Genomic DNA, 23,897 nt, shown 5'->3' on the forward strand with positions numbered 1-23,897 from the left:
GACTTTGCTTACTTTGGTCCCTCAAAGTAAGGCGCCGTAAGGGCGCAAAGGTGACCTGAGCCAAACACCAATCCACCTGATGTCACCGAACCGCTGTGTGACGCAGAGCGTCACGAAAGGCATTACCACGCGGAGCGTGGGAACGAGAGTCGCAATGTGATTTTCGATTCGGGCAGAAGCCTGGAAGCCTTTTATTTGGAGCCTCCAGGACTTGCGTATAACGATGAGCGCGGAGCATGGGGACGATAATCAATAAAGTCTGGAAACCGCTCGCTCGGCTCAACGAAACGCCGGCACCACATGCTTGATGAACAGCTCGAGCGATTTCTTCTTCTCGGCGTGCGGCAGGCTGTTGTCGCACCAGAAACTGAACTCGTCTACACCCAACTCCTGATAATGACGAATACGCGGAATGATCTCCTCCGGAGTACCGATCATGGTGTTTTTGCGGATGTTGCCCAGCTCGAACTCCGGACGCTCCTTGAATTTCTCTTCCGGGCTGGGCGCCAGAAAACCGTTGACCGGCGTCTGTTTGTTGCCAAACCACGCGTCAAAAGTGCGGTAGAACTTCGCGATGGCAGTGGCGCCCACTTTCCAGCCTTCAGGATTATCTGCGGCATGCACATGCGTGTGGCGCAGTACCATCAATTGCGGGCGGGGCACGTCGGGGTTATTGGCCAGCGCGGCTTCGAACTTGTTCTTCAGGTCGACAACTTCTTCGTCACCCTTCATCAATGGGGTGACCATCACGTTGCAGCCGTTCTGCACGGCGAAATTGTGCGAGTCGGGGTCGCGCGCAGCGATCCACATCGGGGGCGTGTTGATCGGCTTGGGCACGGAAGTCGAGGTCGGAAATTTCCAGATGTCGCCATCGTGGGCGTAGTCCCCTTGCCACAGCGCACGTACCACCGGGACCATTTCACGCAACGCCTTGCCGCCTTCGGAGGCTGGCATGCCGCCGGCCATGCGATCGAACTCCACCTGATAGGCGCCGCGTGCCAGGCCGACTTCCATGCGCCCGTTGCTGATCACGTCCAGCAGCGCGCATTCACCCGCGACCCGCAATGGATGCCAGAACGGCGCAATGATGGTGCCGGCGCCCAGATGAATACGCGTGGTCCTGGCCGCCAGATACGCCAGCAGCGGCATCGGGCTTGGCGAGATGGTGTATTCCATCGCGTGGTGTTCGCCGATCCAGACTGTGCTGAAGCCACCTTGCTCGGCCATCAGCGTCAGCTCGGTCAGGTCCTCGAAAAGCTGGCGATGACTGACACTGTCATCCCAGCGTTCCATGTGCACGAACAACGAAAACTTCATGACACTTACCTCGCTTAAATCCTGGCGCCTGCACCGGCGTGATGAGTTATTGTTGTCTGATGGTATACCGTAATACTTTCGGTGCAAGTGTTTTTTGCGGTGCTGCTCCTCGCCGCGAAACGCAACGACAGAAACGAAAAAAGCGCCTCATGGGAGGCGCTTTCGGATGTTGCGGATTCAGCCGGGGCTGGCTCGATCAGTCGGGATCAACTGCAGGCTTCGGATTCGATGTAGTCAGCCGTGGAGTCGCGAATCACCGGGCCCATGCCGCTCACGGCCTTTGCCTGTTCCATGATTTCCAGAGTGGAACCGGTGCCGACCAGGTTCACCGTATGGTTGGCGCAGTTATAGACCCGCTTGGAGTAGATCACCCCAAGCATGCCTTCACGCCGGGTGATCACCACGCGCTCCTTTGCGCTGCCGCTCTTCTCTACCAGTGCGTGCTGACCGGTCGGATCATGAGGTATGGATAAGGTTTTGCCTTCGGCATGCGCCGACAGGGCAGGGATCATCAGGGCCAGAAAACAGGCATGCAATTTCATCGGTGCTCCTGCGGATGAATGCGGGTTCGTTGGATCCAAAATTTACTACCGTAATGCGCTTCTGGATAGCAGGGCGAGCTGCCTCTCGTCGGCTTGTTTTCAGCGAATCGCCTCCCGCATCCGGCCAAAAATCCATTAAAGCTGTTGCTCCGGCAACAGTGGTTCCACAGCCTGATGTGGCACGGACAGTTGACGCTGTACGTCAGCCGTCGCAACGCTTTGATCTGCCTCTGTTTTATTGAATGGCACGGTTGCTGCTCTATGGGTATGCAGGCCCTGGTGCTTAATGCGCTCGGGAAGCTTGCAGCCAGAGGAGTACCGACATGAGCCAATCGTCCATAAAATTTGCGTACTGGGTACCGAACGTCAGCGGTGGGCTGGTAGTCAGCAAGATTGAGCAGCGCACCAGCTGGACTATCGATTACAACCGCAAACTGGCGCAGATCGCCGAACAGTCCGGTTTCGACTATGCGCTGACGCAGATCCGCTTTACTGCCGGATATGGCGCCGAGTTCCAGCACGAGTCCGTAGCCTTCAGCCACGCGCTACTGGCCGCGACCGAAAAGCTCAAGGTTATTGCCGCGATATTGCCCGGGCCGTGGACGCCGTCGGTTGCCGCCAAGCAACTGGCGACTATTGATCAGCTCACCGCGGGGCGCGTCGCGGTCAATATCGTCAGTGGCTGGTTCAAGGGCGAGTTCCAGGCCATCGGTGAGCCCTGGCTGGAGCATGATGAACGTTATCGGCGCTCAGAGGAGTTCATTCGAGCGCTCAAGGGGATCTGGACTACCGACAACTTCACCTTCAAGGGTGATTTCTATCGCTTCCACGATTACACCCTCAAGCCCAAGCCGATCCAGCGTCCTCACCCCGAGATCTTTCAGGGTGGCAGCTCGCGGGCCGCGCGCGATATGGCGGCGCGGGTGTCGGACTGGTATTTCACCAACGGCAATACCGTCGAAGGCATCAAGGCTCAGGTCGATGACATTCGAGCCAAGGCTGCCGCAAACGGGCATTCGGTGAAGATCGGCGTGAATGCCTTCATCATTGCCAGGGATACTGAAGAGGAGGCGCGTGCCGTGCTCGCCGAAATCGTCGACAAGGCTGATCCCGAAGCCGTCAACGCCTTTGGTGATGCCGCGAAACAGGCCGGCCAGTCGAGTCCGGAAGGCGAGGGTAACTGGGCCAAATCCACCTTTCAGGATCTGGTGCAGTACAACGATGGCTTCAAGACCAACCTGATTGGCACACCCCGGCAAATTGCCGAGCGCATCGTGGAACTCAAGTCCGTTGGCGTAGACCTTGTGCTTTCAGCGTTCCTGCATTTCCAGGAAGAAGTCGCCTATTTCGGTCAGCAGGTATTGCCTCTGGTGCGCGAACTGGAAGCCGCTGCACAACGCAAGCCTGTCGCCGAGACGGCTTGACCCCCGGCCATTCCCGACAGCCCGTCTCGTCCCTGTAAGCCGGTCGCGCTTACAGCCCGCCATAAAATCAGGCGCCACTGTGATCCAGTGTGCGCCTGCGTCCGTATGTTCAACCCCGATCAACCCATAGACAGCTCTACGTGGCATTATGATGCCACTCACTGGCATGCTTTTATCGATGCCAGGCCTTCCAGGTATGGCCGAGCACTTGCCGACAATGGCAGTTGATAGCGAAAGGATTGTCGATGGCCCCTGAGCAATCAGGTCCGGTTTTCAGAAAAACCAGATGCACTGGTTCTCACCTGTTGTGGAGGCATGTTTTGAAACGCGACCTTCGGCTTGCGTCATGGCTGATCTTCGTAGTGTGCGCCTGCGTGGTGATGTTAATGGCCTGGCAAGCATGGACCGCGCGCCGCAACACTCTGGAAAACATCCAGACCAGCACTATCAATCTGGCTGGAGCGCTGAGCACCTACACGGACGGCATTTTCAAGCAAAGCGAGCTGATGCTGATCGGCCTGACGGAACGTGTCGAAAAGGACGGCGTCGGGCCTGAACAGATCGAGCGTCTCAGGTGGGTCATAGCGCGTGAAATGGGCGCGCTGCCGCAGATTGACACCGTGTCGCTGTACAACGCTGACGGGATTTGCATCTTCTCGAGCAATCCCAAAGTCATTGGCATCAACAGCGGGCAGCGCCAGTTCTTTCAGCACCATCTGCAAACACCTGACAAAACCCCTTACATCGGCCCGACGATTCGCAGCCGTGCCTCAGGCGAATGGGTCATATCGGTCAGCAGGCGCATCAATAATCCCGACGCGAGTTTTGCCGGGCTGATGGTCGCCACCATCGGTGTCGACCATCTGTTGAAATTCTATTCGGATATCAAGGTTGGACAAACCGGCATCATCAGTCTGACGTCGACGACCGGACAGCTGCGGGTGCGCTATCCCCATCTGGAGCAGGAAATCGGTCGCGACCTGTCATCGACGCCCATTTTTACCTCGAAACGCGGCCTGATCTCAGGCACGGCTCAGTTCGTTTCCAGAATTGACGGCGTTGCGCGTTTTTATGCGTTCAAACGCAGTGATGTCTACCCGATCGTGACCGTTGTCGCACTGGGCCAGAAAGAGGCCATGCTTGACTGGCTGGGCCAGACTAAGCAATCCATTCTGGTCATGCTGGTGCTGCTGGGGTTGGTGATCGGACTCGGCGTTCGTCTGATCGGGCATATTCACAGTCGCATACGCGCAGAAGACCAGTTGCTTGATTCCCAGGCAGCCCTGATCCAGCTGAACCAGCACCTGGAGTTGATCGCCTCTGAAGACAAGCTGACCGGGCTGGCCAATCGCAGACGCTTCGATCAGTTTCTGGAAGTCGAATTCAAGCGCGCCAGACGCGAGCGCAGCCTGCTGTCGTTGATTTTGATCGATGCCGATCATTTCAAACGCTACAACGATCATTACGGTCATCTGGCCGGTGACGAATGCCTGATTGCGCTGGCCCGCGTGGTCGAGCAGTTCATTCGTCGTCCCAGTGACGTCGCCGCCCGTTATGGCGGTGAAGAGATCGCGGTGGTGTTGCCCGGTACTGACGAGTCGAACGCTCGCCAGGTAGCCGAGAACATCCTGCTGGCCGTCCGCGACGAGCAGATCGAACATCCCGCCAGCCCGTTTGGCATCGTGACGATCAGCCTCGGTGTCGCGACATTCATGGGCACGGATCGACAACTCGATGAGCGCAGCCTGATCGAGCTTGCCGACCGCGCGTTGTATGCCGCCAAGTCGCAGGGTCGCAACCGGGTGAATGTGGCGTCGGAAATCGCGACCGGTACGTTGCCGGCCTGGACCCGCGTCAAGTCCTCTGCGGACGCGCAAGCCGACACTGAGCCAAGGTCGGGCCAGCGGGATTGACACTCGCCGGCCGCTTCCTGCCTATCGCTTCTCAGGCAGTTGCTGGTCGTCGGCAATCTGTTGCGCATGCGGTTTGCGGCGCAGCACGGACAGGACCCAGGCGAAGAATATCGGCACCAGAACCACGCCCAGCAACGTCGCGCTGAGCATGCCGCCGATGACACCGGTGCCGATGGCGCGCTGGCTCGCTGCACCTGCGCCGGTGGCCAGGGTCAGCGGCACCACGCCCAAGATGAAAGCCAGCGACGTCATGACAATCGGCCGAAAGCGCAGCCGCGCAGCCTGAAGTGCTGCGTCGCGCAGTGAATGCCCCTGATCCCACAGCTCCTTGGCGAACTCGACGATGAGAATCGCGTTTTTCGACGCCAGCCCGATGATGGTAATCAGGCCGACTTTGAAATACACATCGTTGGGCAGGCCGACGGCCGTCACGGCCAGCACGGAACCCAGCGCGCCGACGGGTACGATCAGCATCACCACCAGCGGGATCGCCCAGCTCTCATACAGCGCGACCAGCAGCAGGAACACCACCAGCAGTGCCAGGCCGAACAGTCCGGCTGCCTGGCCACTGGCGAGTCTTTCCTGATAGGAGAGGCCGGTCCATTCGTAACCGATGCCTTGCGGCAGCTCTGAAACGATCCGTTCGATTTCCGCCATGGCCTCGCCGGTACTGACGCCCGGCGCTGCGTCGCCGGAAATCCTGAATGCGGGGTAACCGTTGTAGCGAGCGATTTGCACCGGGCCTTGTTCCCAGTGCGTGGAAACGAAGGCACCCAGCGGCACCAGCGTGCCGCTGTTATTGGGTACGTAGAGTTTGAGCACGCTTTCCGGGGTCATTCGCGAACTCTGCTCGGCCTGTACGACCACGCGCTGCTGACGTCCGGCATTGGCGAAGTCGCTGATCACCGAGGAGCCGAAGGCGGTGGACAGGGCGTTGCTGATCGACTCGAAACTTACGCCCAGTGCCCGGGCTTTTTCGCGGTCGATGTTGAGTCGCAATTGCGGCGCTTCGGCCAGACCTTCCATCATCGCGTAGAGGATCTTCGGATTGCCGTTGGCTTCGCCGAGCAGCTTGTCGCGCGCTGCCAGCAACGCTTCACGGCCCAGGCCCGCACGGTCCTGCAGACGCAGCGAGAAGCCGCCCGAGGTGCCCAGACCGTCAATGGGCGGTGGCGTCACCGCCATCACCGTACCATCGCCAAGCCCGGCAAAATGCTGGTTGAACGCCGCCGCTTCTTCCGCCGCCGACTGGCCCTTGCCGCGTTCCGACCAGTCCTTCAGGGTCGGGAACGCAAGACCGGCGTTCTCACCCATGCCCGAGAAACTGAACCCCAGCAGCATGGTTACCGCACCCGTGGCTTCGCGGGACAGCATATAGTTCTCGAGTAGTTGCGCAGTGAGGTCGGTACGCGAACGGGTGGCACCGGGAGGCAGTTGCACGTCGATGATCAGATAGCCCTGGTCTTCCACGGGCACAAAGGACTCCGGCAGGCGCAGGTAGAAAAAGCCCAGCAGACCGACGATACCGACGTACAGCAGCATGTAGCGGCCGGCGCGCTTGATCATGCTGGAGCTGACGCGCTCGTAACGGTCGGTGAACTTGCCGAACAGGCGATTGAAACCGCCGAAGAAACCGCGCTTTTCATGGTGCCCGGCCGGGATCGGCTTGAGCAGCGTGGCACACAGCGCAGGGGTGAACGTCAGGGCCAGGAACCCCGAGAACAGAATCGACACGGCCAGCGACAGCGAGAACTGCTGATAGATCACCCCGACCGAGCCGCCCATGAATGCCAGTGGCAGGAACACGGCGGCGAGGACCAGCGTGATGCCGAAAATCGCCCCGGAAACCTGCTGCATCGCCTTGACCGTGGCGGCGGCGGGAGAGAGGCCTTCTTCAGCCATGATCCGCTCGACGTTCTCCACCACCACAATGGCGTCGTCGACCAGAATACCGATGGCCAGCACCATGCCGAACATGGTCATCATGTTCACCGAGAAGCCCATCAGGTACATGATCGCCAGCGTCCCCGCCAGACACACCGGGACCACGATGGTCGGGATTAGCGTGTAACGGATGTTCTGCAGAAACAGGAACATCACCAGAAACACCAGCACCATGGCTTCGATAAGGGTGTAGATCACCTTGTCGATGGCCACATCGACGAAGCGCGAGGTGTCGTACGGTATCGAAAACCCGACACCTTCCGGGAAGTTGACCGACAGCTCGGTGAGCCGCTGCTCGACGGCTCTGGCCGTCTGGATCGCGTTGGCGCCCGGCGACAGCTGAACGGCACCGGCGACGGCACGCTGACCGTTCAGGCGTGATTCGAAGCTGTAATCCTGGCTGCCGACGGCTACGCGGGCCACATCGGACAGGTGCACCGCAGAGCCGTCTTCGTTGGCACGCAGAACGATGCGCCCGAACTCTTCCGGGTTGTCCAGCGTGCCCTTGACCGCCAGCGTGGCGGTCAACTCCTGCAGTGACGAGGCCGGGCTACTGCCGAAGCTGCCTGCCGGCACCTGCACGTTCTGCGCCCGGATGGCAGCATTCACATCGTCGATGGACAACCCGAAGCCCACCAGCTTCTGCGGATCGATCCACACCCGCATCGCGGCTTCGGCAGCGAAGAATTGCAGCCTGCCGACACCGTTCACCCGGCTTATTTCGTTATTGACGTTGCGTGCCGCGTAGTCGGCCAGCGCGACGGTATCCTTGTTGGCCGCGCCGTCCTTGTAGTTCAGTGTGTAGATCAACAGAAAACCGGAGCTGGCCTGTTCGACCTGCAGGCCCTGGCTGAGGACCGTCTGCGGCAAGCGTGCTTCGGCTTTCTTGATACGGTTCTGTACCTCGACCTGAGCCAGGTCCGGGTTGGTGCCCGGCACGAACGTCACGTTGATTTCCGCGCTGCCGGTCGAGTTGCTGGTCGACTCGTAATACAGCATCCCCTTGGCACCGTTAAGCTCGTCCTCGATGACGCTGGTCACCGAATCGACCAGCACTTTCGCGGATGCGCCGGGGTAGGTTGCGGTGATGGTGATCTGCGGTGGCGCCACGTCCGGGTACTGCGCCACAGGCAGAGACGGCAGCGCCATCAGCCCGGCGAGGAGGATGAATAGGGCAAGTACCCAGGCGAAGTTGGGGCGCTTGATAAAGAAAAGAGACATGGACAGTGATCCTTGATCGCGCTGAAGGCGGCTTTATTGCGCCGTGGCCTGCTGCTGTGCGGAGGGCGATTTGCGGGCGACCTTGTCGCCGGAGCTGAGCCCGGTCATGTTGCCGACGATGACCTGTTCGCCCGCCTTCAGACCTTCGGTGATCTGCCAGCGCGAATCCTGCATCGCCCCGGTTTTTACCGGGCGCGCCTCGACCGTGCCGTCCTGGGCAATCACCAGCACGCGGGCTGCACCGTCACCGGAGCGTTGAACGGCGCGCTGCGGAACAAGAATGGCGTTGCTGTCGACGCGCTGTGGTGTGCGTACCCGTACGTACATTCCGGGCAGCAGCACGCCCTTGGGATTGGCAAAGCGGGCACGCAACGAAACCTGGCCGGTGGTCCGGTCCACTGCGACATCGGTAAACAGCAGAGTGCCAGTGCTCTTGTAATCGGTGCCGTCGACACTCAGTGACAACGCGTCTTCGCCGCCCTTGGGCAAGCGGCCTTCCTGTATCGCGGCGCGCATCTGCAAGGCCTCGGCGGCTGGCTGGGTGAAGTCGGCGTAGACCGGGTCGAGTTGTTGAATGGTTGCCAGCAGCGTGGTTTCGCCCTGACCGACCAGCGCGCCCTCGGTGACCATGGCGCGGCCGATGCGGCCTGAAATAGGCGCCTTGACGGTGGCATAGCCCAGGTTCAGCCTGGCTGTTTCCACATCGGCCTCGGCCGAACGCTTCGCTGCAACAGCGTTTTGCAGTGCAGAGCGGGCCGTGTCGAAGGTCTGGCGGCTCACGGCTTCTATTTCCACCAGCGACTCATAGCGCTTGACCGTGGCCTGAGTCTCGAACAACGTGGCCTGGGTACGTGCCAGATCTCCTTGCGCCTTGGACAGCGCGGCCTTGAACGGCGCCGGATCAATCTGGAACAGCACTGCGCCGGCTTTCACGTCGGCGCCTTCCTCGAAGTTGCGGCTCAGCACGATACCGGCCACCCGGGCGCGAACCTGCGCCACACGCACCGGTTCGATACGGCCGGGCAATTCATCGACGACCGTGAACGATTCGGTGTTGACGGTAATTGCCTCTACCTCTTTGGGGGGCTTCGCTGCAGCGTGATCCTGCTGCTGTTTCTGTTCGCACCCGGCCAGGCCCAACGCTGCCAGCAGGGCTATTGCAGGCATGACACGCCAATCGCTGAAACTACTCATCATTCACCCGGCCGCAGCCCATCAGATGCTAAAGCCGCGAATGATCCACTCTGAAAGCCGATGAGTCAATATTGACTCACATGAGGCTTTAGTGACTAATTGTGTATAGGCTTTGAGAACGCAGTAAGGTTTCTGCACAATGCGCCGCCCGCCACTTATACGAGTTGAAGACGTACCCAATGGAATTACCTGCTGAAGACAAATTTCTGAAGGCCCTGGCCGTTGCGCTGGTTGACCATTCCAACGGTACGCTCAAGGATATTGCTCAGGCAGCTGGCGTCAGCAAGGCGACGCTCAACCGCTTCTGCGGTACCCGCGCCAACCTCGTGGAACTGTTGCTCAATCACGCCTCGGACCTGATGAACCAGATGGTCGCCGACGCTGACCTGCAGCATGCTCCGCCACTGGAAGCGCTCCAGCGACTGGTCGACAACCACCTCATGCACCGCGAAATGCTGGTCTTTCTGGTGTTCCAGTGGCGCCCGGATTCACTCGATGAAAGCAGCGGGGGGCGCCGCTGGCTGCCTTACTCCGATGCCCTCGATGCGTTTTTCCTGCGTGGTCAGCGTGAAGGTCTGTTCCGGATCGACGTCGGTGCCGCCGTCCTTACCGAAATGTTCGCAGCGCTGCTCTCCGGGATGGTCGACGCAGAACGCCGCGGCCGTGTGGCACGCGTCGGCATGGGCGCATTGGTGACCCAGTTTTTCCTGCAGGGCGCGGCGGCACGATAAGCCAGCCTGTGCTGTTTTGTCGCATGACCTGTTGCAGCCCATGAGCGCGACGTTTGCGCGTCTGCTCATGCCTTGATACAGGATTGGCGGTATTCCCCATTGTCCTTGAGTGGTAAATTCGCCGCCTTTGAATTTGTCTGAACCCACGCGCCTTATCCTCAGAGGACGCAAGACATGACGCAACATCTGACACGCCGCGAGGTGGTCGCTGGCCTCTCGTTGCTGAGCCTTGGCCTGCTGACCGGATGCGGCAGCTCCAATGCATTGCCGTTCAAACACGGCAAGGACATGAGCAACGAGATTGTCGGCCGCAATTTCCGGCTCAAGGATTCGCAAGGCAACGTCAAGACCCTGTCGAGTTTTCGCGGCCTCATGCCGATGATCTTCTTCGGCTTCACCCAGTGCCCTGCCATCTGTCCCACGGCGCTGGCGCGGGCCGCGCAGATCAGGAAACTGATGGGCGAGGAGGGCAAGACGCTGCAGGTGGTGTTCATTACCCTGGACCCGGAGCGCGATACGCCCGAAGTGATCGACGCCTACGTGAAGGCCTTCGATCCGACCTTTGTCGCACTGTCCGGCACGCTCGAAGAAACGGCCGCAACGGCCAAGGAGTTCGGCGTATTCTTCGAGAAGGTCCCGCTGGGTGACACCTACACGATCTCGCACACCGCCACCAGCTACGTCTACGACACCCGCGGCGTATTGCGCCTGGGGTTGTCGCACCGGCTGTCTGCCCAACAATGCACCGAAGATCTGCTCACTTTGATGGAAGTATGCTGATGACCGTTCTGATTCGTAACGTTGCAAAGCCGCTGTTGCTGACCCTTTCGCTGTTGGGCCTGAGCGCTCAGGCCCTGGCCGAAACACGCGTCGACGATGCCTGGGTGCGTGCCACCGTGCCAGGCCAGTCAGCCACTGGCGCGTTCATGCGCATCACCTCGGACACAGACAGCAAGCTGGTCGACGTTGCTTCACCTGCTGCCAAAACTGTGCAGATCCATGAGATGAGCATGAACGGCGATGTGATGAGCATGCAGCGTGTCAACTCGGTCGACCTGCCGGCCGGCAAACCGGTGGTGCTCGATTCCGACGGCTACCACGTGATGTTCATGGGCCTGGCCGCACAGGTCAAAGAGGGCGACCAGGTGCCCCTGACCCTGACCGTGGAAGACAAAAAGGGCGTGAAGCAATCGATCCAGGTCATGGCAGTCGCCAAGTCACTGACCAGCGACGATCACAGCAGCCACGGTGATCACAGCGGCCATTGAGGCCTGCGTTATAAACCGGTCTTGTGGGAGCGAGCTTGCTCGCGAAGAGGCCGGCACAGACCCCCAGCAAACAGGGCGCTCGATGCATCGGCACGATAGTGATCTACCTGATGGCTATCGTGCCGATGCATCGAGCGTGGGAATGCCTCTCGTGACGCTCCGCGTCACCACTCTGCGCCGCACTGCACATTCATGAGCGGACGCGGAACGTCGGCACGATAGTCTCTTCCCGTACATCCAAGCCGCATTCCGCCTGAGGCCAAGGAAGCATTCAGTCAGATCTTTATATGCATTTAGGATCTAACCGGTTAACCAAATATTCTTTTCAGGAACAAGCCTCTTTCGGCGATGATTGCCTCGCCACATCGGCCTAAGGAAGGTGACTGATACCAACAGAACCTGGATTTTTATCATGAAAATGCAGGAGTGTATCAATGGGCAATGTCCAGACCGCAGCCAGTGCACATGACGCGCTCTGGCGCCAGACGCCGAGTGGCGACCTGGTCGATCTGGTCGATCTGGGGCGTCCTTTCCGTGCGCCTCTGGCGTTATCGCGATTGCAAAGCACCCCCAAGCCAATTCTCGGGCGACGTGAAGCCATTTTGCTCGGTGCGCTGGCGCTGGTGTTCCATGCCGCGATCATTTACTGGCTGAGCCAAAAACCGACGCCCGAACTGCCGGTGGTGCCACCTGAAATTCCGCCGATGACCATCGAGTTTTCCCAGCCTGCGCCACCGGTTGTGGAAACACCGCCGCCACCCCCCGAGCCTGTCGTGCAGCCGGTGGTCGAGCCGCCGCCTCCGGTCGAGGACGAACTGGCCGTCAAGCCGCCACCGCCAAAACCGATTGCCAAACCCAAGCCACAGCCGCCCAAGCCGGTCGTGAAACCAGTGGCCAAACCGGTTGAGCAGCCACCCGCACCTCAGGTATCGGCAGCCCCTGTCGCCGCACCTGCGCCGCCCGCACCAAAACCAGTGACCCCGGCTTCGGCCAGTGCGGGTTACCTGCGCAACCCGGCCCCGGAATACCCATCACTGGCCATGCGTCGCGGCTGGGAAGGCACTGTGCTGTTGCGCGTGCATGTATTGGCCAGCGGCAAGCCCGGCGATATTCAGATACAGAAGAGCAGTGGCCGCGAGCAGCTCGACGACGCCGCGCTTGCGGCGGTGAAACGCTGGAGTTTCGTCCCGGCCAAGCAGGGCGATGTAGCCCAGGATGGCTGGGTCAGCGTGCCCATTGATTTCAAGATCAAATGAGGCTTCAAGATCAAATAACGTTTCACAATCAAACCCGGCTATTCGATTGACCTGGCGAGCTACCTGAACCAAAGGCGCATCGCGACACACTCCATGCCTTGTTCAGACTTTGTTCAGAGAGAGCTACGCCATGAACCTGATTGCTTCGCCTTTTGAATCCATCGAACACGCGGTCATCTGGCTGCTGGTGCTTTTTTCCGTCGCGACCTGGGGCCTGGCCCTGCTCAAGGGGGTGCAGTTTTCACGCCTGAAGTCACAGGATCGCAAGTTCCACAAGCAGTTCTGGGCGGCATCAAGCCTGGATTCCGCCGCTCAACTGGCTCAGGAGCAGCCGGGTGCTGCCGCCCGGGTTGCGCTGGCCGGTTACGCCGCCATTCAGGTGCCGGATGGCGCGCAGGCCAATGACCTCAGTCAGTCCATCAATCATCAGGACCGCCTTGAGCGCGCACTGCGCCAGCAGATCGTTCGTGAGCGCCGTTCGCTGGAAACCGGTCTGGCCATCCTCGCCAGTATCGGCAGCACTTCGCCTTTCATCGGTCTGTTCGGTACGGTCTGGGGCATTATGTCGGCCCTCAAGGGCATCAGCGCGGCCGGTTCGGCGAGCCTGGAAACGGTGGCCGGGCCGATCGGTGCCGCGCTGGTGGCAACCGGTGTCGGTATTGCCGTCGCAGTGCCTGCGGTGCTGGTCTACAACTACTTTCTGCGACGCCTGAAACTGACCGCTGCAGACCTGGACGACTTTGCCCACGACTTCTATAGCCTGGCGCAGAAGAGTGCCTTCCGTGTGCTGCTGCATCCGGTCTTGAAGTCCGGCACTGCAGGCGCACACACCGGGCAGAAAGTGAAGGAGGCATCCTGAGATGGCTTTTTCCACGCAAGACACCGATGAAGTGCTTAGCGAGATAAACGTCACGCCGCTGGTAGACGTGATGCTGGTGCTGCTGGTGGTGTTCATCGTTACCGCGCCGCTATTGACCAACTCGATCCCGATCAACCTGCCCAAGACCGAATCGGTCGCGCCAGTGGAGCAAAAAGACCCGTTGGTGGTGAGTATCGACGGGCAAGGCAACCTATTCATCAACAAGGATGAAATCCAGCCGGACTTGCTGGAAAGCAACCTTAAGGCAGCCAGGGACAAGGCTCCTGACGTGCGCGTGCAATTGCAGGCGGACAATGGCGTCAACTACGGAGAAGTCGCGCGCGCTATGGCTTCCATCGAACGTGCCGGGATTACCAAGCTGTCGGTTATCACTACCAAGTAACTGAGTTGTACCACCTACAGCTTCAACGGTTTTGGGCCGCATCCTCAGGCAGGTGCGGCCTTTTTTTGTTTGAATCGCAGGCATTTTTCAGCACTGACACAAAGGCAGGTTGTTATTCTTTATTGGTATTTAAATATTTAAATCAATGTCATTAAGCTATATCGCATCGGACTACCGGAACCTCAGTCAGACATCGTAATGATCGCTACCGTCCGCCGCACGGATCGCTCGTTGTAACCAGAACAGAGTTTCTGGATCAGGGATATTCAAGGGGTAGTGGTATGGGAGTTTTCAAACAAAGTGTATTGGCCACGACGATTTTTTCAGCCAATTTGCTGAGCGTCGCCGGTATCAATGCAAGCGCGTTCGCCGCAGAAGCGACAGATGAACAAAACAATCGGGGGGCAGCCACCCTGGGCACAGTGATCGTTACCGGCACCCGTGCGCAGGAGCGTACCGCCAGCGCGTCGCTGTCGCCTATTGATGTGATCTCCGGTGACAGCCTGCGCAGTTCCGGCTCCAGCGAGCTGGGCACCGTGCTGGCACGCCTGATCCCTTCGATCAATTTCCCCCGGCCCAGCCTCGTGGACGGTGCGGAGCTGACGCGTCCGGCGCAACTGCGTGGACTGTCGCCGGATCAGGTGCTGGTGCTGGTCAATGGCAAGCGTCGTCACACGTCCGCCTTCGTCAATCTGGGCGGGGCGGTCGGACGTGGTTCGGCACCTGCCGACCTGAATGCCATTCCGCTGTCAGCCATCGACCATATCGAAGTCCTGCGCGACGGTGCGTCGGCACGTTACGGGTCCGATGCCATTGCCGGGGTGATCAACATCATTCTCAAAAGCGCCGACCATGGCGGGTCGATTTCCAGCCAGTACGGCCAATACAAGAAGGGCGACGGGATCCAGCGCCAGGTGTCGGGCAATACCGGTTTTGCCCTGGGCGACAATGGCACCTTCAACCTTTCCGGTGAAGGTGCCAACAATGACTACACCAACCGTGCCGGTGACGACTTTCGAGCGTCCAGTATCGGGTCCACTACTTACGGTCAGCAAGTGTTCCGCCAGGGTGAGCCACAGACCCACGAGGGCAAGCTGCAGTACAACGCGGAATACAGCTTCAGCGATGCGGCGGAGTTCTACAGTTTCGGGGGCTACAGCAAGCGGCGTGGCGAAACCGCTGCATTTTATCGGCCGAGCAATGCCTCGAACAACATTGCGGCGATTTATCCCAACGGCTATCTGCCGCTGATCAACGGCACGCTCGAAGACACTTCGCTGGTCGCTGGCCTGCGCGGTGAACTGGCGTATGACTGGCACTACGACGTGTCCGTCAACTATGGCAAGAATTCCTACGAGCTGCGCACCAAAACCATCAACACCTCATTGGGACTGAACACGCCGCGCTCGTTCTACAACGGCAATCTGACCAATGATCAGAAGCAGCTGAGCCTCGACCTGTCCAGGGAATTCAATGCGGCGTGGCTGCCTTATCCGGTATCGGTCGCGTTTGGCGCGGAATACCTGCGTCAGGGCTATCAGATCGAGGCAGGGCAGGCGGAGTCGTATTTCCAGACCGGCAGTTCCGGGCTGGGCGGTTTTCGCGCGGCGGATGCAGGCAGTTACTCGCGGCACAACTTCGCCCAGTACCTGGACCTGGAAACCCATCTGACCGAGGAACTCGGTGTGTCGGCTGCCGTCCGCCACGAGGACTACAGTGATTTCGGTTCCAATGTCAGCGGCTCGCTGTCGGCGCGTTACGATTTCACTCCGCAGGTGGCTTTGCGAGGCAGCGTATCGACAGGCTTCCGCGCGCCTTCGCTGGCGCAGCAGAACTTCACTTTCACGTCGTCGCAACTGATTGGCAACACCATCCAGGAAGCGGGCACGTTTCCGGCCGGCAGTAACGTTGCGCAGCTGTTGGGCGCCGAAGACCTCAAGCCCGAAAAGTCCCGCAATTACAGCCTGGGCCTGGTACTCCAGCCGCTGGACAGCCTGACCGTGACCGCCGACGTCTATCGCATCGACATTCAGGACCGTATCTCGCTGTCCTCCAATCTGGTGCTCAATAACACCGCCATCAATTACCTGCGCAGTAATGGCGTGGGCGATATCAACTACACCAGTGCCCGCTATTTCACCAACGCCACTGACACCAGCACAGATGGCGTCGATCTGGTAGCCAATTACCGCTACCAGTTCGACAACGGCGTAAGCTGGAACAGCACGCTGGGTTACAACTACAACCACACCAAAGTTACCGACGTGAAGGCCAATCCGGCGATTCTCGATCAGTTGGGGGTGAACCTGATGCGGGTAGACCGCAGGGAGCGCATCGGTTTGCTGGGCGACACCACGCCGCAACACAAACTGACCCTGGGCAATGACCTGAACTTCGGCAACTGGGCGTTGCACTCCAATCTGGTGCGTTACGGCGAGTTCACCAGCTATCAGGCCGACAAGGTCAACGACCAGACCTTCAGCGCCGCCTGGCTGCTGGATCTGGCGGTGGACTACACCCTCAAGAACTGGGTCTTCACCCTGGGCGGCGACAACGTCACCGACAAGTACCCCGAGAAGCTCAACGACTTCTCCTCCAGCGGCGGTAACCTGGCCTACAGCACATTCTCGCCCTACGGGTACAGCGGCGCTTATTACTACGGCAAGGTGACGTATAACTGGTAGCGCGATTTGCCGTTGACTGTCCTGCCATTGTGTTTGCATAAAGCTCGTGACGCTGCAACACAACGGTATGCCTTGCTCGGAGTCACTGCACATAAACAAAAGCGCTTTTTGTCGCGATGGTACTGACGACGCAAATTGCGACGTAAGTGACGGCTGAGTTCTGGCGCTGATCCGGGGGTAGCCTGGCAGGACGCCAGGCTAGCCGCACCGGGCCATGGATGGCCTGTTGCGGCGACCCCCGGATCAGTGTCAGGGCGAAGGAACCCGACGAAGTCGGGCCGGAAACGGAGCCAGGGGGTTTGGTTACTTTGGCCCCATCAAAGTGACTCGCCGAGGGGCGAAAAAGTGACCTGAGCCAAACCTCAATCCACCTGACATCCCAGAACCGCCGTGTTACGCAGAGCGTCGGCCGCGGTGAGGCGGCGACTGACACGGGGGAGAAATCTTGCAGTCTTCGGCATGCCATGCTCCGGCGGGGATTTAAAATTCTCTAGAGCATATCGCCATATAAAACGTTATTTAAATAGCCTTTAGAAATAATCATGGACCCTCGTGGACACGTGCAAAGCCGGTAGCAGGACAGACTTTAATATTCTAATTTTTTATAATTAGCTTAGAAGTAAATGTAATTTTTAATTGAATCCCCATGCGCCTAGTCTTGCTGATCAGTCAGAAATCATCCAGGAGCAATACCATGAGCAACGTCAGCGCTTTGCCAGTCCAGTCAGGTACGACACCGTCGGGTAGCGGCAGCGTGCGCGACAGAGTGTCGCCGGAAGAATGGGAAGTCCGGGTCAAGCTGGCGGCGGCCTATCGGCTGGCGGCGCTCAAGCGCTGGACCGATCATATCTATACGCACTTCTCGGCACGCGTGCCGGGCCCGGACGAGCACTTTCTGATCAACGCATTCGGGCTATTGTTCGATGAAATCACCGCGTCCAACCTGGTCAAGGTCGACATTGACGGCACGATTGTCGATGACCCTACCGGGCTGGGTATCAACTACGCCGGTTACGTGATTCACAGCGCCATTCATGCTGCCCGTCATGACCTGCAAGCGGTGCTGCACACCCACACCCGTGACGGTATCGCCGTGTCGGCCCAGAAGGACGGTCTGCTGCCCATCTCCCAGCACTCGATTGCCTTCTCCGGCCGGGTGGCTTACCACGGCTATGAGGGCATTGCGCTGGACTTGAGTGAACGCGAACGGCTGGTCGCGGACCTGGGTGACAAGAGCGTGATGATCCTGCGCAACCACGGGTTGCTGACCGGTGGGGTGAGTGTCGAGCATGCGTTCCAGCAGCTTCATGCCCTCGAGTACGCCTGCAACATTCAGATTGCGGCACAGTCGGCGGGTAACGCCGAACTGGTGTTCCCGCCGCGAGAGGTGATTGCCAAAGTGGAGGAGCAGGCAAAGGTCATCAAGGACGGCCATGCGCCGGGTGTCGCACGGCACTGGAATGCCCTGATTCGCGAGCTGGAGCGTAACGACACTGACTACAGGACCTGAGCCTGCAACGCGGTGATGCGAGGCGCTTGAGGTTGGTGTAGTGTGCGCAGCCAAAACAAGGGGCGCACACATGCAAGACCTGCTGAATGAAATCCTCGATGAAGTAAGACCCTTGCTTGGTCAGGGCAAGGTGGCCGATTACATCCCGGCACTGGGCGGGGTCCGGCCTGATCAACTGGGCATCGCGGTGTACGGCAACGATGGCCAGGTGTTCAGCGCCGGTGACGCCGAAACAGCGTTTTCGATACAGAGCATTTCCAAGGTGTTCAGCCTGGTACAAGCCATCGGTCACTCGGGTGAGGAGATCTGGCAGCGCCTCGGACACGAGCCTTCCGGCCAGCCATTCAACTCGCTGGTGCAGCTGGAGTTCGAGCAGGGCATGCCGCGCAACCCGTTCATCAATGCCGGTGCGCTGGTGATCTGCGACATTAACCAGGCGCGGTTTGCAGCACCGTCACTGTCGATGCGCGACTTCGTTCGACGCCTGTGCGGCAATCGGGCGATCACCTCAGACTCCAAAGTCGCCGACTCCGAATACCAGCACCGTTCGCGCAATGCAGCGGCGGCCTATCTGATGAAATCCTTCGACAATTTTCATGGCGATGTGGAAGACGTGCTGCGCAGCTACTTCCATCATTGCGCACTGAGCATGAACTGCATCGATCTGGCCAAGGCATTCGGTTTCCTGGCCCATCAGGGGTTTTGCGCGCACAGCGGCGAGCAGATCCTCACTGCGCGGCAGGCCACCCAGGTCAACTCGATCATGGCCACCAGTGGCCTGTACGATGAAGCCGGTAACTTTGCCTATCGTGTAGGCCTGCCGGGCAAGAGTGGTGTAGGCGGTGGTATCGTTGCGATCGTGCCCGAGCGTGCTTCGGTCTGTGTATGGTCCCCGGAGTTGAACGCAGCGGGCAATTCCCTTGTCGGTATGGCTGCGCTGGAAAAACTCAGCGCGAGGGTCGACTGGTCGGTCTTTTGAGGTAAAAAGCCTTCTGAAGTGAACCGCGCGTCAAAGCGCGAACCAGACAGGAGTCATGGATTGAATCGAAGGCTATGCAAATCGCTCATGCTGAGCGTCGGACTGCTGGTGCTGGCAGGCTGTGGTACGCAGCGGGTTCAGGAACCCGAACTGACGCCTGAACAGGCGCGCGCGCAGATCGTGCGCCTGATGCCGGCGACTGTCACGGATCGCCAGGCATGGGCCACGGATATTCATGCCGCGTTTGCCGCGCAGAAGATTCCGCTGACCACCGAAAACCTGTGTTCGGTGATGGCCGTTACCGAGCAGGAGTCGACCTTTCAGGTCGATCCTGCGGTGCCGGACATGGGCCACATCGCCCGCGCCGAAATCAACCGCCGCGCCGCGCGACTGCACATTCCCAACGCCCTGATCGCCACCGCGTTGCGCGTGCGCTCGCCGGACGGCAAGACTTATGGCAAACGTCTCGATTCTGCGCGCACCGAGAAAGACCTCAGCGCGATCTTTGATGATTTCATCGGCATGGTGCCGCTGGGTCAGACGTTGTTCGGCAATTTCAACCCGGTCAAGACTGGCGGCCCGATGCAGGTCAGCATCGCCTTTGCCGAGAAACACGCCGAGGATTACCCCTACACGGTCGATGGTTCGATCCGTCGCGAAGTCTTTACCCGCCGTGGCGGCATGTACTTCGGTATCGCCCACCTGCTGGGCTATCCGGTGAATTACAGCCAGTCGCTGTACCGCTTTGCCGACTTCAATGCCGGCTGGTACGCCAGCCGCAATGCTGCGTTCCAGAATGCAGTGAGTCGTGCGACCGGCATCGAGCTGGCGCTGGATGGCGACCTGATCCGCTTTGACTCCACCTCGCCGGGTTCCACCGAGCTGGCAGTGCGCACGCTGGGCGATCGGCTGGGCATGAACAAGTCGCAGATATGGAACCAGCTCAAGCAGGGCGACACGCTGGAATTCGAAGAGACTGATCTGTACAGCAAGGTCTTCGCACTGGCGGACAGGGCGGCGGGCAAGCCTTTGCCCAGAGCCATCCTGCCCGGCATTACCCTGAAAAGCCCGAAAATCACCCGCAACCTCACCACCGCCTGGTTTGCCGAGCGCGTCGACGACCGACGCGAACGTTGCGTGCAGCGTGCGCCCAGGTGAGTTTGAGTCAGCGTGACAGGAGTCTCACCGTCATCGCATCCTGCTCGCCCCCGAAAAACGTATCCAGCACTTGTTGAAACAAGGGCCGCTCAGGCGCTGCGATGCTGAACAGGGTCATGCTCGAATGCAGTTTCATGTCATCCGGCGAGCTGAAGATCTGTCGCGCCGAACGTTCTACCTGAGGAGCAATAATGCCAGCGCACTGTTCCAGGCGCGGTCCCAGCACGGGGTGTTGCAGATAAGCCCGCGCTTCAGCGAGGTCGGTGATTGCGTAATGTCGTGCCGTGTCGCTGCGCCCCAGCCCCTGGATCTGCGGGAAAACGAACCACATCCAGTGGGAGCGTTTCTGCCCGGCGTCGAGTTCCGTTAATACCTGCTGGAAAAGCGGTTGCTGGGCATCGACAAAGCGTTGCAGGTTGTAAGCATCTTTCATGATGAGTTTCCTGTTTTCAACGAACCTGTGGTCGTATGATGGCCGCCCGACATGGGGGTTCGACCTGTCTGAAGAGTTTTTAAGCGTATGCCGGTTTTCAAACGTTTCATTTCTTTCATGCACCAGGCCTTGCGCGCGATGCATCTGGTCTGGACCACCTCCCGAGCGCTGTCCATCGGGCTGATCGTCGCCACGCTGATCGCCGGCCTGCTGCCCGCGCTGGCCGCCTGGCTCGGCCAGCGCATCGTCGATGCGGTGGTCGCTGCCATGCAGTTGCACGCCAGTGCGGGCGAAGCACCTTTGTGGCCGGTGTTGCGCTATGTATTGTTCGAAGCCGGCGTGCTGGCTCTCCTGGCAGCAGCGCAGCGTGGGCTTTCCGTGCAGCAGGCGTTGCTGCGGGTGCTGCTGGGGCAGAAGGTCAATACCCTGATTCTGGAGAAGGCCCAGACCCTGTCGCTGTCGCAGTTCGAAGACTCCGAGTTCTACGACAAACTCGTGCGCGTCCGGCGGGAAGCCTCGACACGGCCATTGGCACTGGTGACCAAATCGTTGGGGTTGCTGCAAAACCTCATTTCGCTGATCAGCTTTGCCGTATTGCTGGTGCATTTTTCGCCTTGGGCGTTGCTGATTCTGGTGCTCGGCGCGTTGCCGGTGTTCTTTGCCGAGGCGCATTTTTCCGGCGACGCGTTCCGCCTGTTTACCCGGCGTGCTCCGGAAACCCGTCGGCAGAACTACATCGAAACACTGCTCTCCCATGAGGGTTACATCAAGGAGGTCAAGCTGTTCGGCTTCGCGCCGCTGCTGCTCAAGCGCTACCGCGACACCTTCGAGCGCCTGTATGCCGAAGACCGGCGCCTGACGGTGCGCCGTGACGGCTGGGGATTTTTGCTCGGGCTGCTGGGCACGGCTGCGTTTTACCTGGCCTACGCCTGGGTGGTGGTCGATGCAGTACACGGGCGGATCACCCTGGGGCAGATGACCATGTACCTGGTGCTGTTCAAGCAGGGGCAGGCCGCTGTGAGCAGCAGTCTCAGCGCCATCAGTGGTTTGTACGAGGACGGGCTGTATCTGGCCGACCTGTATGTCTACCTCGGTCAGCCGGTTACGCCGTCTGCTGGCAGCCTGACCGAGGGCGCGCAGCCCGGTGATGGCATGCGCTTCGAGAACGTCAGTTTCACCTATCCGGGGACCAGCCGTCCGGCACTGGAAAACATCGACCTGCACCTGGCTCCGGGGCGCAGCGTGGCCCTGGTCGGCGAGAACGGCTCGGGAAAGACTACCCTGATCAAGCTGCTGACGCGCCTCTATCAACCCGATCAAGGCCGCATTCTGCTGGATGGTAGCGACCTTCAAGAGTGGGACGAAGACGCCTTGCGCTCGCGCATCGGGGTGATTTTTCAGGACTTCATTCGCTATCAGTTTCAGGTCGGCGAGAACCTCGGGGTCGGTGATACTCAGGCCTTTCATGATGAAGGCCGTTGGCGCGAAGCGGCGGCGCAGGGCATGGCTGCGCAGTTCATCGAACAGCTCGACAAAGGCTACGCCACACAATTGGGTCGCTGGTTTGCAGGAGGTCAGGAACTGTCCGGAGGGCAGTGGCAGAAAATCGCACTGTCACGCGCTTACATGCGCCGCGACGCCGATATCCTGATTCTCGACGAGCCGACTGCCGCGCTGGACGCCGGCGCAGAGGCCGCAGTATTCGAGCATTTTCGCGAGTACGCCAAAGGACGCATGACGCTGCTGATTTCGCATCGGTTTTCCAGCGTGCGCAACGCCGAACATATCGTGGTTCTGGAGCACGGACGGGTGCTGGAACGCGGTGATCATGACAGCCTGATCGCCGCCGCAGGGCGCTACGCCGCGTTGTTCGATCTGCAGGCGCAAGGTTATCGCTAGGTAAAACCGGATAAAAAGTGTTGCAGTGAATGACCAGTCGGCGTTTTATGGGAGCCCTGTTTCAAGCTGTATTTTTTTGAATCAAACGGAGACATCGATGCAATTTCGTAAATTGGGCAAAACCGATCTGTCGGTCAGTGCGATCTGTCTGGGCACCATGACCTGGGGCGAGCAGAACACCCAGGATGAAGCATTCGAACAGATTCGTATGGCCAAGGACGCCAAAGTCAACTTCCTCGACACCGCAGAAATGTACCCGGTGCCGCCGCGCGGCGAGACTTACACCAAGACCGAAAGCATCATCGGCGAGTACTTCAAGAAGTACGGCGACCGCAACGACTGGGTACTGGCCAGCAAAGTCGCCGGTCCAGGCCGCATGGATCACATCCGCGATGGCAATCCACGCCTTGACCGCAAGAACATCACTGCGGCGCTGGAAGCCAGCCTCAAGCGTCTGAATACCGATTACCTGGACCTGTACCAGTTGCACTGGCCGGATCGCAAGACCAACTTCTTCGGTGTGCTCGGTTACACCCACGACCCCGATGATCAGGCCGTCGAAATCGAAGAAACCCTGTCGGTACTGGGCGATCTGGTCAAGGCGGGCAAGATTCGCCACTTCGGCCTGTCCAACGAAACGCCATGGGGCACCCAGCGTTTTCTGCACCTTGCCGAAACGCTGGATCTGCCACGAGCCGTCTCCATCCAGAACCCCTACAACCTGCTTAACCGCACGTTTGAAGTCGGTCTGGCGGAAATCGCTATTCGCGAACAGATCGGCCTGCTGGCGTACTCGCCACTGGCGTTCGGTGTGCTCGCCGGCAAGTACCTGGACGGCGCGCGTCCGGCCGATGGCCGCCTGACCCTGTTCGAGCGTTTCCAGCGCTACAACAATCCGCAGGCCGTCACGGCCACAGCCAAGTACGTTGCGCTGGCTCGCGAGCATGGTCTGGACCCTTCGCAGATGGCGCTAGCCTACGTGACCAGCCGACCGTTCGTGACCAGCAACATCATCGGCGCCACGAAACTCGATCAATTGAAGATCAATCTGGAGAGCATCGACGTCACGCTGTCCGATGAGGTCATCGCCGGTATTGAGGCCATTCACACCTCGCAGCCCAACCCTGCGCCGTAACCTGCACTGAACTTAATTTCAGCCTCG

The 23,897-nt window shown here is 59.6% G+C and carries 19 protein-coding genes; 14 read left to right on the forward strand and 5 right to left on the reverse strand.

The window, feature by feature from the left end:
- Nucleotides 1–279: 279 nt before the first annotated feature.
- Both BLR20_RS02405 and BLR20_RS02410 read right to left on the reverse strand, forming a co-directional pair.
- On the reverse strand, nucleotides 280–1,317 hold the full coding sequence (locus tag BLR20_RS02405; RefSeq protein ID WP_054994016.1) for an LLM class flavin-dependent oxidoreductase: 1,038 nt from the start codon (nucleotides 1,315–1,317) through the stop codon (nucleotides 280–282).
- 206 nt (nucleotides 1,318–1,523) lie between these two features.
- Complete coding sequence (locus tag BLR20_RS02410) at nucleotides 1,524–1,859, reverse strand: hypothetical protein (RefSeq protein WP_010433418.1); 336 nt, start codon at nucleotides 1,857–1,859, stop codon at nucleotides 1,524–1,526.
- Nucleotides 1,860–2,182: 323 nt separating this feature from the next.
- Here BLR20_RS02410 and sfnG point away from each other — a divergent pair, with 323 nt between their 5' ends.
- Both sfnG and BLR20_RS02420 read left to right on the forward strand, forming a co-directional pair.
- On the forward strand, nucleotides 2,183–3,283 hold the full coding sequence (sfnG, locus tag BLR20_RS02415) for a dimethylsulfone monooxygenase SfnG (protein ID WP_054994017.1): 1,101 nt from the start codon (nucleotides 2,183–2,185) through the stop codon (nucleotides 3,281–3,283).
- A gap of 320 nt (nucleotides 3,284–3,603) precedes the next feature.
- Nucleotides 3,604–5,196, forward strand: a complete 1,593-nt coding sequence (locus BLR20_RS02420; protein WP_054994018.1) for a sensor domain-containing diguanylate cyclase — start codon at nucleotides 3,604–3,606, stop codon at nucleotides 5,194–5,196.
- A gap of 21 nt (nucleotides 5,197–5,217) precedes the next feature.
- Here the strand turns inward: BLR20_RS02420 and BLR20_RS02425 are convergent, their stop codons facing one another.
- Nucleotides 5,218–8,361 carry an efflux RND transporter permease subunit gene (locus BLR20_RS02425; protein WP_054994019.1) on the reverse strand — a complete coding sequence of 1,048 codons (3,144 nt, stop codon included), beginning with the start codon at nucleotides 8,359–8,361 and terminating at the stop codon, nucleotides 5,218–5,220.
- A 33-nt stretch (nucleotides 8,362–8,394) separates the two neighbouring features.
- Nucleotides 8,395–9,555, reverse strand: a complete 1,161-nt coding sequence (locus tag BLR20_RS02430) for an efflux RND transporter periplasmic adaptor subunit (RefSeq protein WP_025991001.1) — start codon at nucleotides 9,553–9,555, stop codon at nucleotides 8,395–8,397.
- Between the two features lie 179 nt (nucleotides 9,556–9,734).
- On the opposite strand from BLR20_RS02430, the gene BLR20_RS02435 reads away from it, so the two are divergent.
- The 10 genes from BLR20_RS02435 to BLR20_RS02495 all read left to right on the forward strand — a co-directional run bounded on the left by BLR20_RS02435 (nucleotide 9,735) and on the right by BLR20_RS02495 (nucleotide 20,403).
- Entirely contained in the window at nucleotides 9,735–10,286 is a 552-nt protein-coding gene (locus tag BLR20_RS02435; RefSeq protein WP_054994020.1) for a TetR/AcrR family transcriptional regulator, read from the forward strand.
- A 174-nt stretch (nucleotides 10,287–10,460) separates the two neighbouring features.
- Nucleotides 10,461–11,066 (forward strand): SCO family protein, encoded by a 606-nt coding sequence (locus BLR20_RS02440; RefSeq protein WP_003424002.1) that lies wholly within the window; start codon nucleotides 10,461–10,463, stop codon nucleotides 11,064–11,066.
- Entirely contained in the window at nucleotides 11,060–11,554 is a 495-nt protein-coding gene (locus BLR20_RS02445; RefSeq protein WP_074594355.1) for a copper chaperone PCu(A)C, read from the forward strand. Before BLR20_RS02440 ends, BLR20_RS02445 begins: the two co-directional genes overlap by 7 nt.
- Before the next feature lie 434 nt (nucleotides 11,555–11,988).
- A complete protein-coding gene (locus BLR20_RS02455) occupies nucleotides 11,989–12,810 on the forward strand; it encodes an energy transducer TonB (protein ID WP_054993071.1) in 822 nt (273 codons plus the stop codon).
- A gap of 130 nt (nucleotides 12,811–12,940) precedes the next feature.
- Nucleotides 12,941–13,669 (forward strand): MotA/TolQ/ExbB proton channel family protein, encoded by a 729-nt coding sequence (locus BLR20_RS02460; protein WP_054993070.1) that lies wholly within the window; start codon nucleotides 12,941–12,943, stop codon nucleotides 13,667–13,669.
- A gap of 1 nt (nucleotide 13,670) precedes the next feature.
- On the forward strand, nucleotides 13,671–14,072 hold the full coding sequence (locus BLR20_RS02465) for an ExbD/TolR family protein (RefSeq protein WP_054993069.1): 402 nt from the start codon (nucleotides 13,671–13,673) through the stop codon (nucleotides 14,070–14,072).
- Nucleotides 14,073–14,353: 281 nt separating this feature from the next.
- Complete coding sequence (locus tag BLR20_RS02470; RefSeq protein ID WP_054993068.1) at nucleotides 14,354–16,756, forward strand: TonB-dependent receptor plug domain-containing protein; 2,403 nt, start codon at nucleotides 14,354–14,356, stop codon at nucleotides 16,754–16,756.
- Between the two features lie 694 nt (nucleotides 16,757–17,450).
- Nucleotides 17,451–18,266: a class II aldolase/adducin family protein gene (locus BLR20_RS02485; protein WP_010433162.1), complete on the forward strand. Its 816-nt coding sequence runs from the start codon at nucleotides 17,451–17,453 to the stop codon at nucleotides 18,264–18,266.
- A gap of 70 nt (nucleotides 18,267–18,336) precedes the next feature.
- Nucleotides 18,337–19,245 (forward strand): glutaminase B, encoded by a 909-nt coding sequence (glsB, locus tag BLR20_RS02490; protein WP_054992915.1) that lies wholly within the window; start codon nucleotides 18,337–18,339, stop codon nucleotides 19,243–19,245.
- 87 nt (nucleotides 19,246–19,332) lie between these two features.
- Nucleotides 19,333–20,403, forward strand: coding sequence for a DUF1615 domain-containing protein (locus BLR20_RS02495; protein WP_054992914.1), 1,071 nt, complete (start codon nucleotides 19,333–19,335; stop codon nucleotides 20,401–20,403).
- A gap of 7 nt (nucleotides 20,404–20,410) precedes the next feature.
- On the opposite strand, the gene BLR20_RS02500 is transcribed toward BLR20_RS02495, so the two are convergent.
- Complete coding sequence (locus BLR20_RS02500) at nucleotides 20,411–20,836, reverse strand: DUF1810 domain-containing protein (protein WP_054992913.1); 426 nt, start codon at nucleotides 20,834–20,836, stop codon at nucleotides 20,411–20,413.
- Between the two features lie 87 nt (nucleotides 20,837–20,923).
- Between BLR20_RS02500 and BLR20_RS02505 the strand changes: the two genes are divergently transcribed.
- Complete coding sequence (locus BLR20_RS02505) at nucleotides 20,924–22,735, forward strand: ABC transporter ATP-binding protein (RefSeq protein WP_054992912.1); 1,812 nt, start codon at nucleotides 20,924–20,926, stop codon at nucleotides 22,733–22,735.
- Nucleotides 22,736–22,832: 97 nt separating this feature from the next.
- Complete coding sequence (locus tag BLR20_RS02510) at nucleotides 22,833–23,870, forward strand: NADP(H)-dependent aldo-keto reductase (protein ID WP_010410606.1); 1,038 nt, start codon at nucleotides 22,833–22,835, stop codon at nucleotides 23,868–23,870.
- Nucleotides 23,871–23,897 lie beyond the last annotated feature (27 nt).

It is taken from the genome of Pseudomonas congelans (assembly GCF_900103225.1).
Taxonomy (GTDB): domain Bacteria; phylum Pseudomonadota; class Gammaproteobacteria; order Pseudomonadales; family Pseudomonadaceae; genus Aquipseudomonas; species Aquipseudomonas congelans.

Coding starts and splice junctions, on each gene's coding strand:
- BLR20_RS02405 (WP_054994016.1), bottom strand. CDS start 1,317: ATGAAGTTTTCGTTGTTCGTGCACATGGAACGCTGGGATGACAGTGTC.
- BLR20_RS02410 (WP_010433418.1), bottom strand. CDS start 1,859: ATGAAATTGCATGCCTGTTTTCTGGCCCTGATGATCCCTGCCCTGTCG.
- sfnG (WP_054994017.1), top strand. CDS start 2,183: ATGAGCCAATCGTCCATAAAATTTGCGTACTGGGTACCGAACGTCAGC.
- BLR20_RS02425 (WP_054994019.1), bottom strand. CDS start 8,361: ATGTCTCTTTTCTTTATCAAGCGCCCCAACTTCGCCTGGGTACTTGCC.
- BLR20_RS02430 (WP_025991001.1), bottom strand. CDS start 9,555: ATGAGTAGTTTCAGCGATTGGCGTGTCATGCCTGCAATAGCCCTGCTG.
- BLR20_RS02435 (WP_054994020.1), top strand. CDS start 9,735: ATGGAATTACCTGCTGAAGACAAATTTCTGAAGGCCCTGGCCGTTGCG.
- BLR20_RS02440 (WP_003424002.1), top strand. CDS start 10,461: ATGACGCAACATCTGACACGCCGCGAGGTGGTCGCTGGCCTCTCGTTG.
- BLR20_RS02445 (WP_074594355.1), top strand. CDS start 11,060: ATGCTGATGACCGTTCTGATTCGTAACGTTGCAAAGCCGCTGTTGCTG.
- BLR20_RS02455 (WP_054993071.1), top strand. CDS start 11,989: ATGGGCAATGTCCAGACCGCAGCCAGTGCACATGACGCGCTCTGGCGC.
- BLR20_RS02460 (WP_054993070.1), top strand. CDS start 12,941: ATGAACCTGATTGCTTCGCCTTTTGAATCCATCGAACACGCGGTCATC.
- BLR20_RS02465 (WP_054993069.1), top strand. CDS start 13,671: ATGGCTTTTTCCACGCAAGACACCGATGAAGTGCTTAGCGAGATAAAC.
- BLR20_RS02470 (WP_054993068.1), top strand. CDS start 14,354: ATGGGAGTTTTCAAACAAAGTGTATTGGCCACGACGATTTTTTCAGCC.
- BLR20_RS02485 (WP_010433162.1), top strand. CDS start 17,451: ATGAGCAACGTCAGCGCTTTGCCAGTCCAGTCAGGTACGACACCGTCG.
- glsB (WP_054992915.1), top strand. CDS start 18,337: ATGCAAGACCTGCTGAATGAAATCCTCGATGAAGTAAGACCCTTGCTT.
- BLR20_RS02495 (WP_054992914.1), top strand. CDS start 19,333: ATGCTGAGCGTCGGACTGCTGGTGCTGGCAGGCTGTGGTACGCAGCGG.
- BLR20_RS02500 (WP_054992913.1), bottom strand. CDS start 20,836: ATGAAAGATGCTTACAACCTGCAACGCTTTGTCGATGCCCAGCAACCG.
- BLR20_RS02505 (WP_054992912.1), top strand. CDS start 20,924: ATGCCGGTTTTCAAACGTTTCATTTCTTTCATGCACCAGGCCTTGCGC.
- BLR20_RS02510 (WP_010410606.1), top strand. CDS start 22,833: ATGCAATTTCGTAAATTGGGCAAAACCGATCTGTCGGTCAGTGCGATC.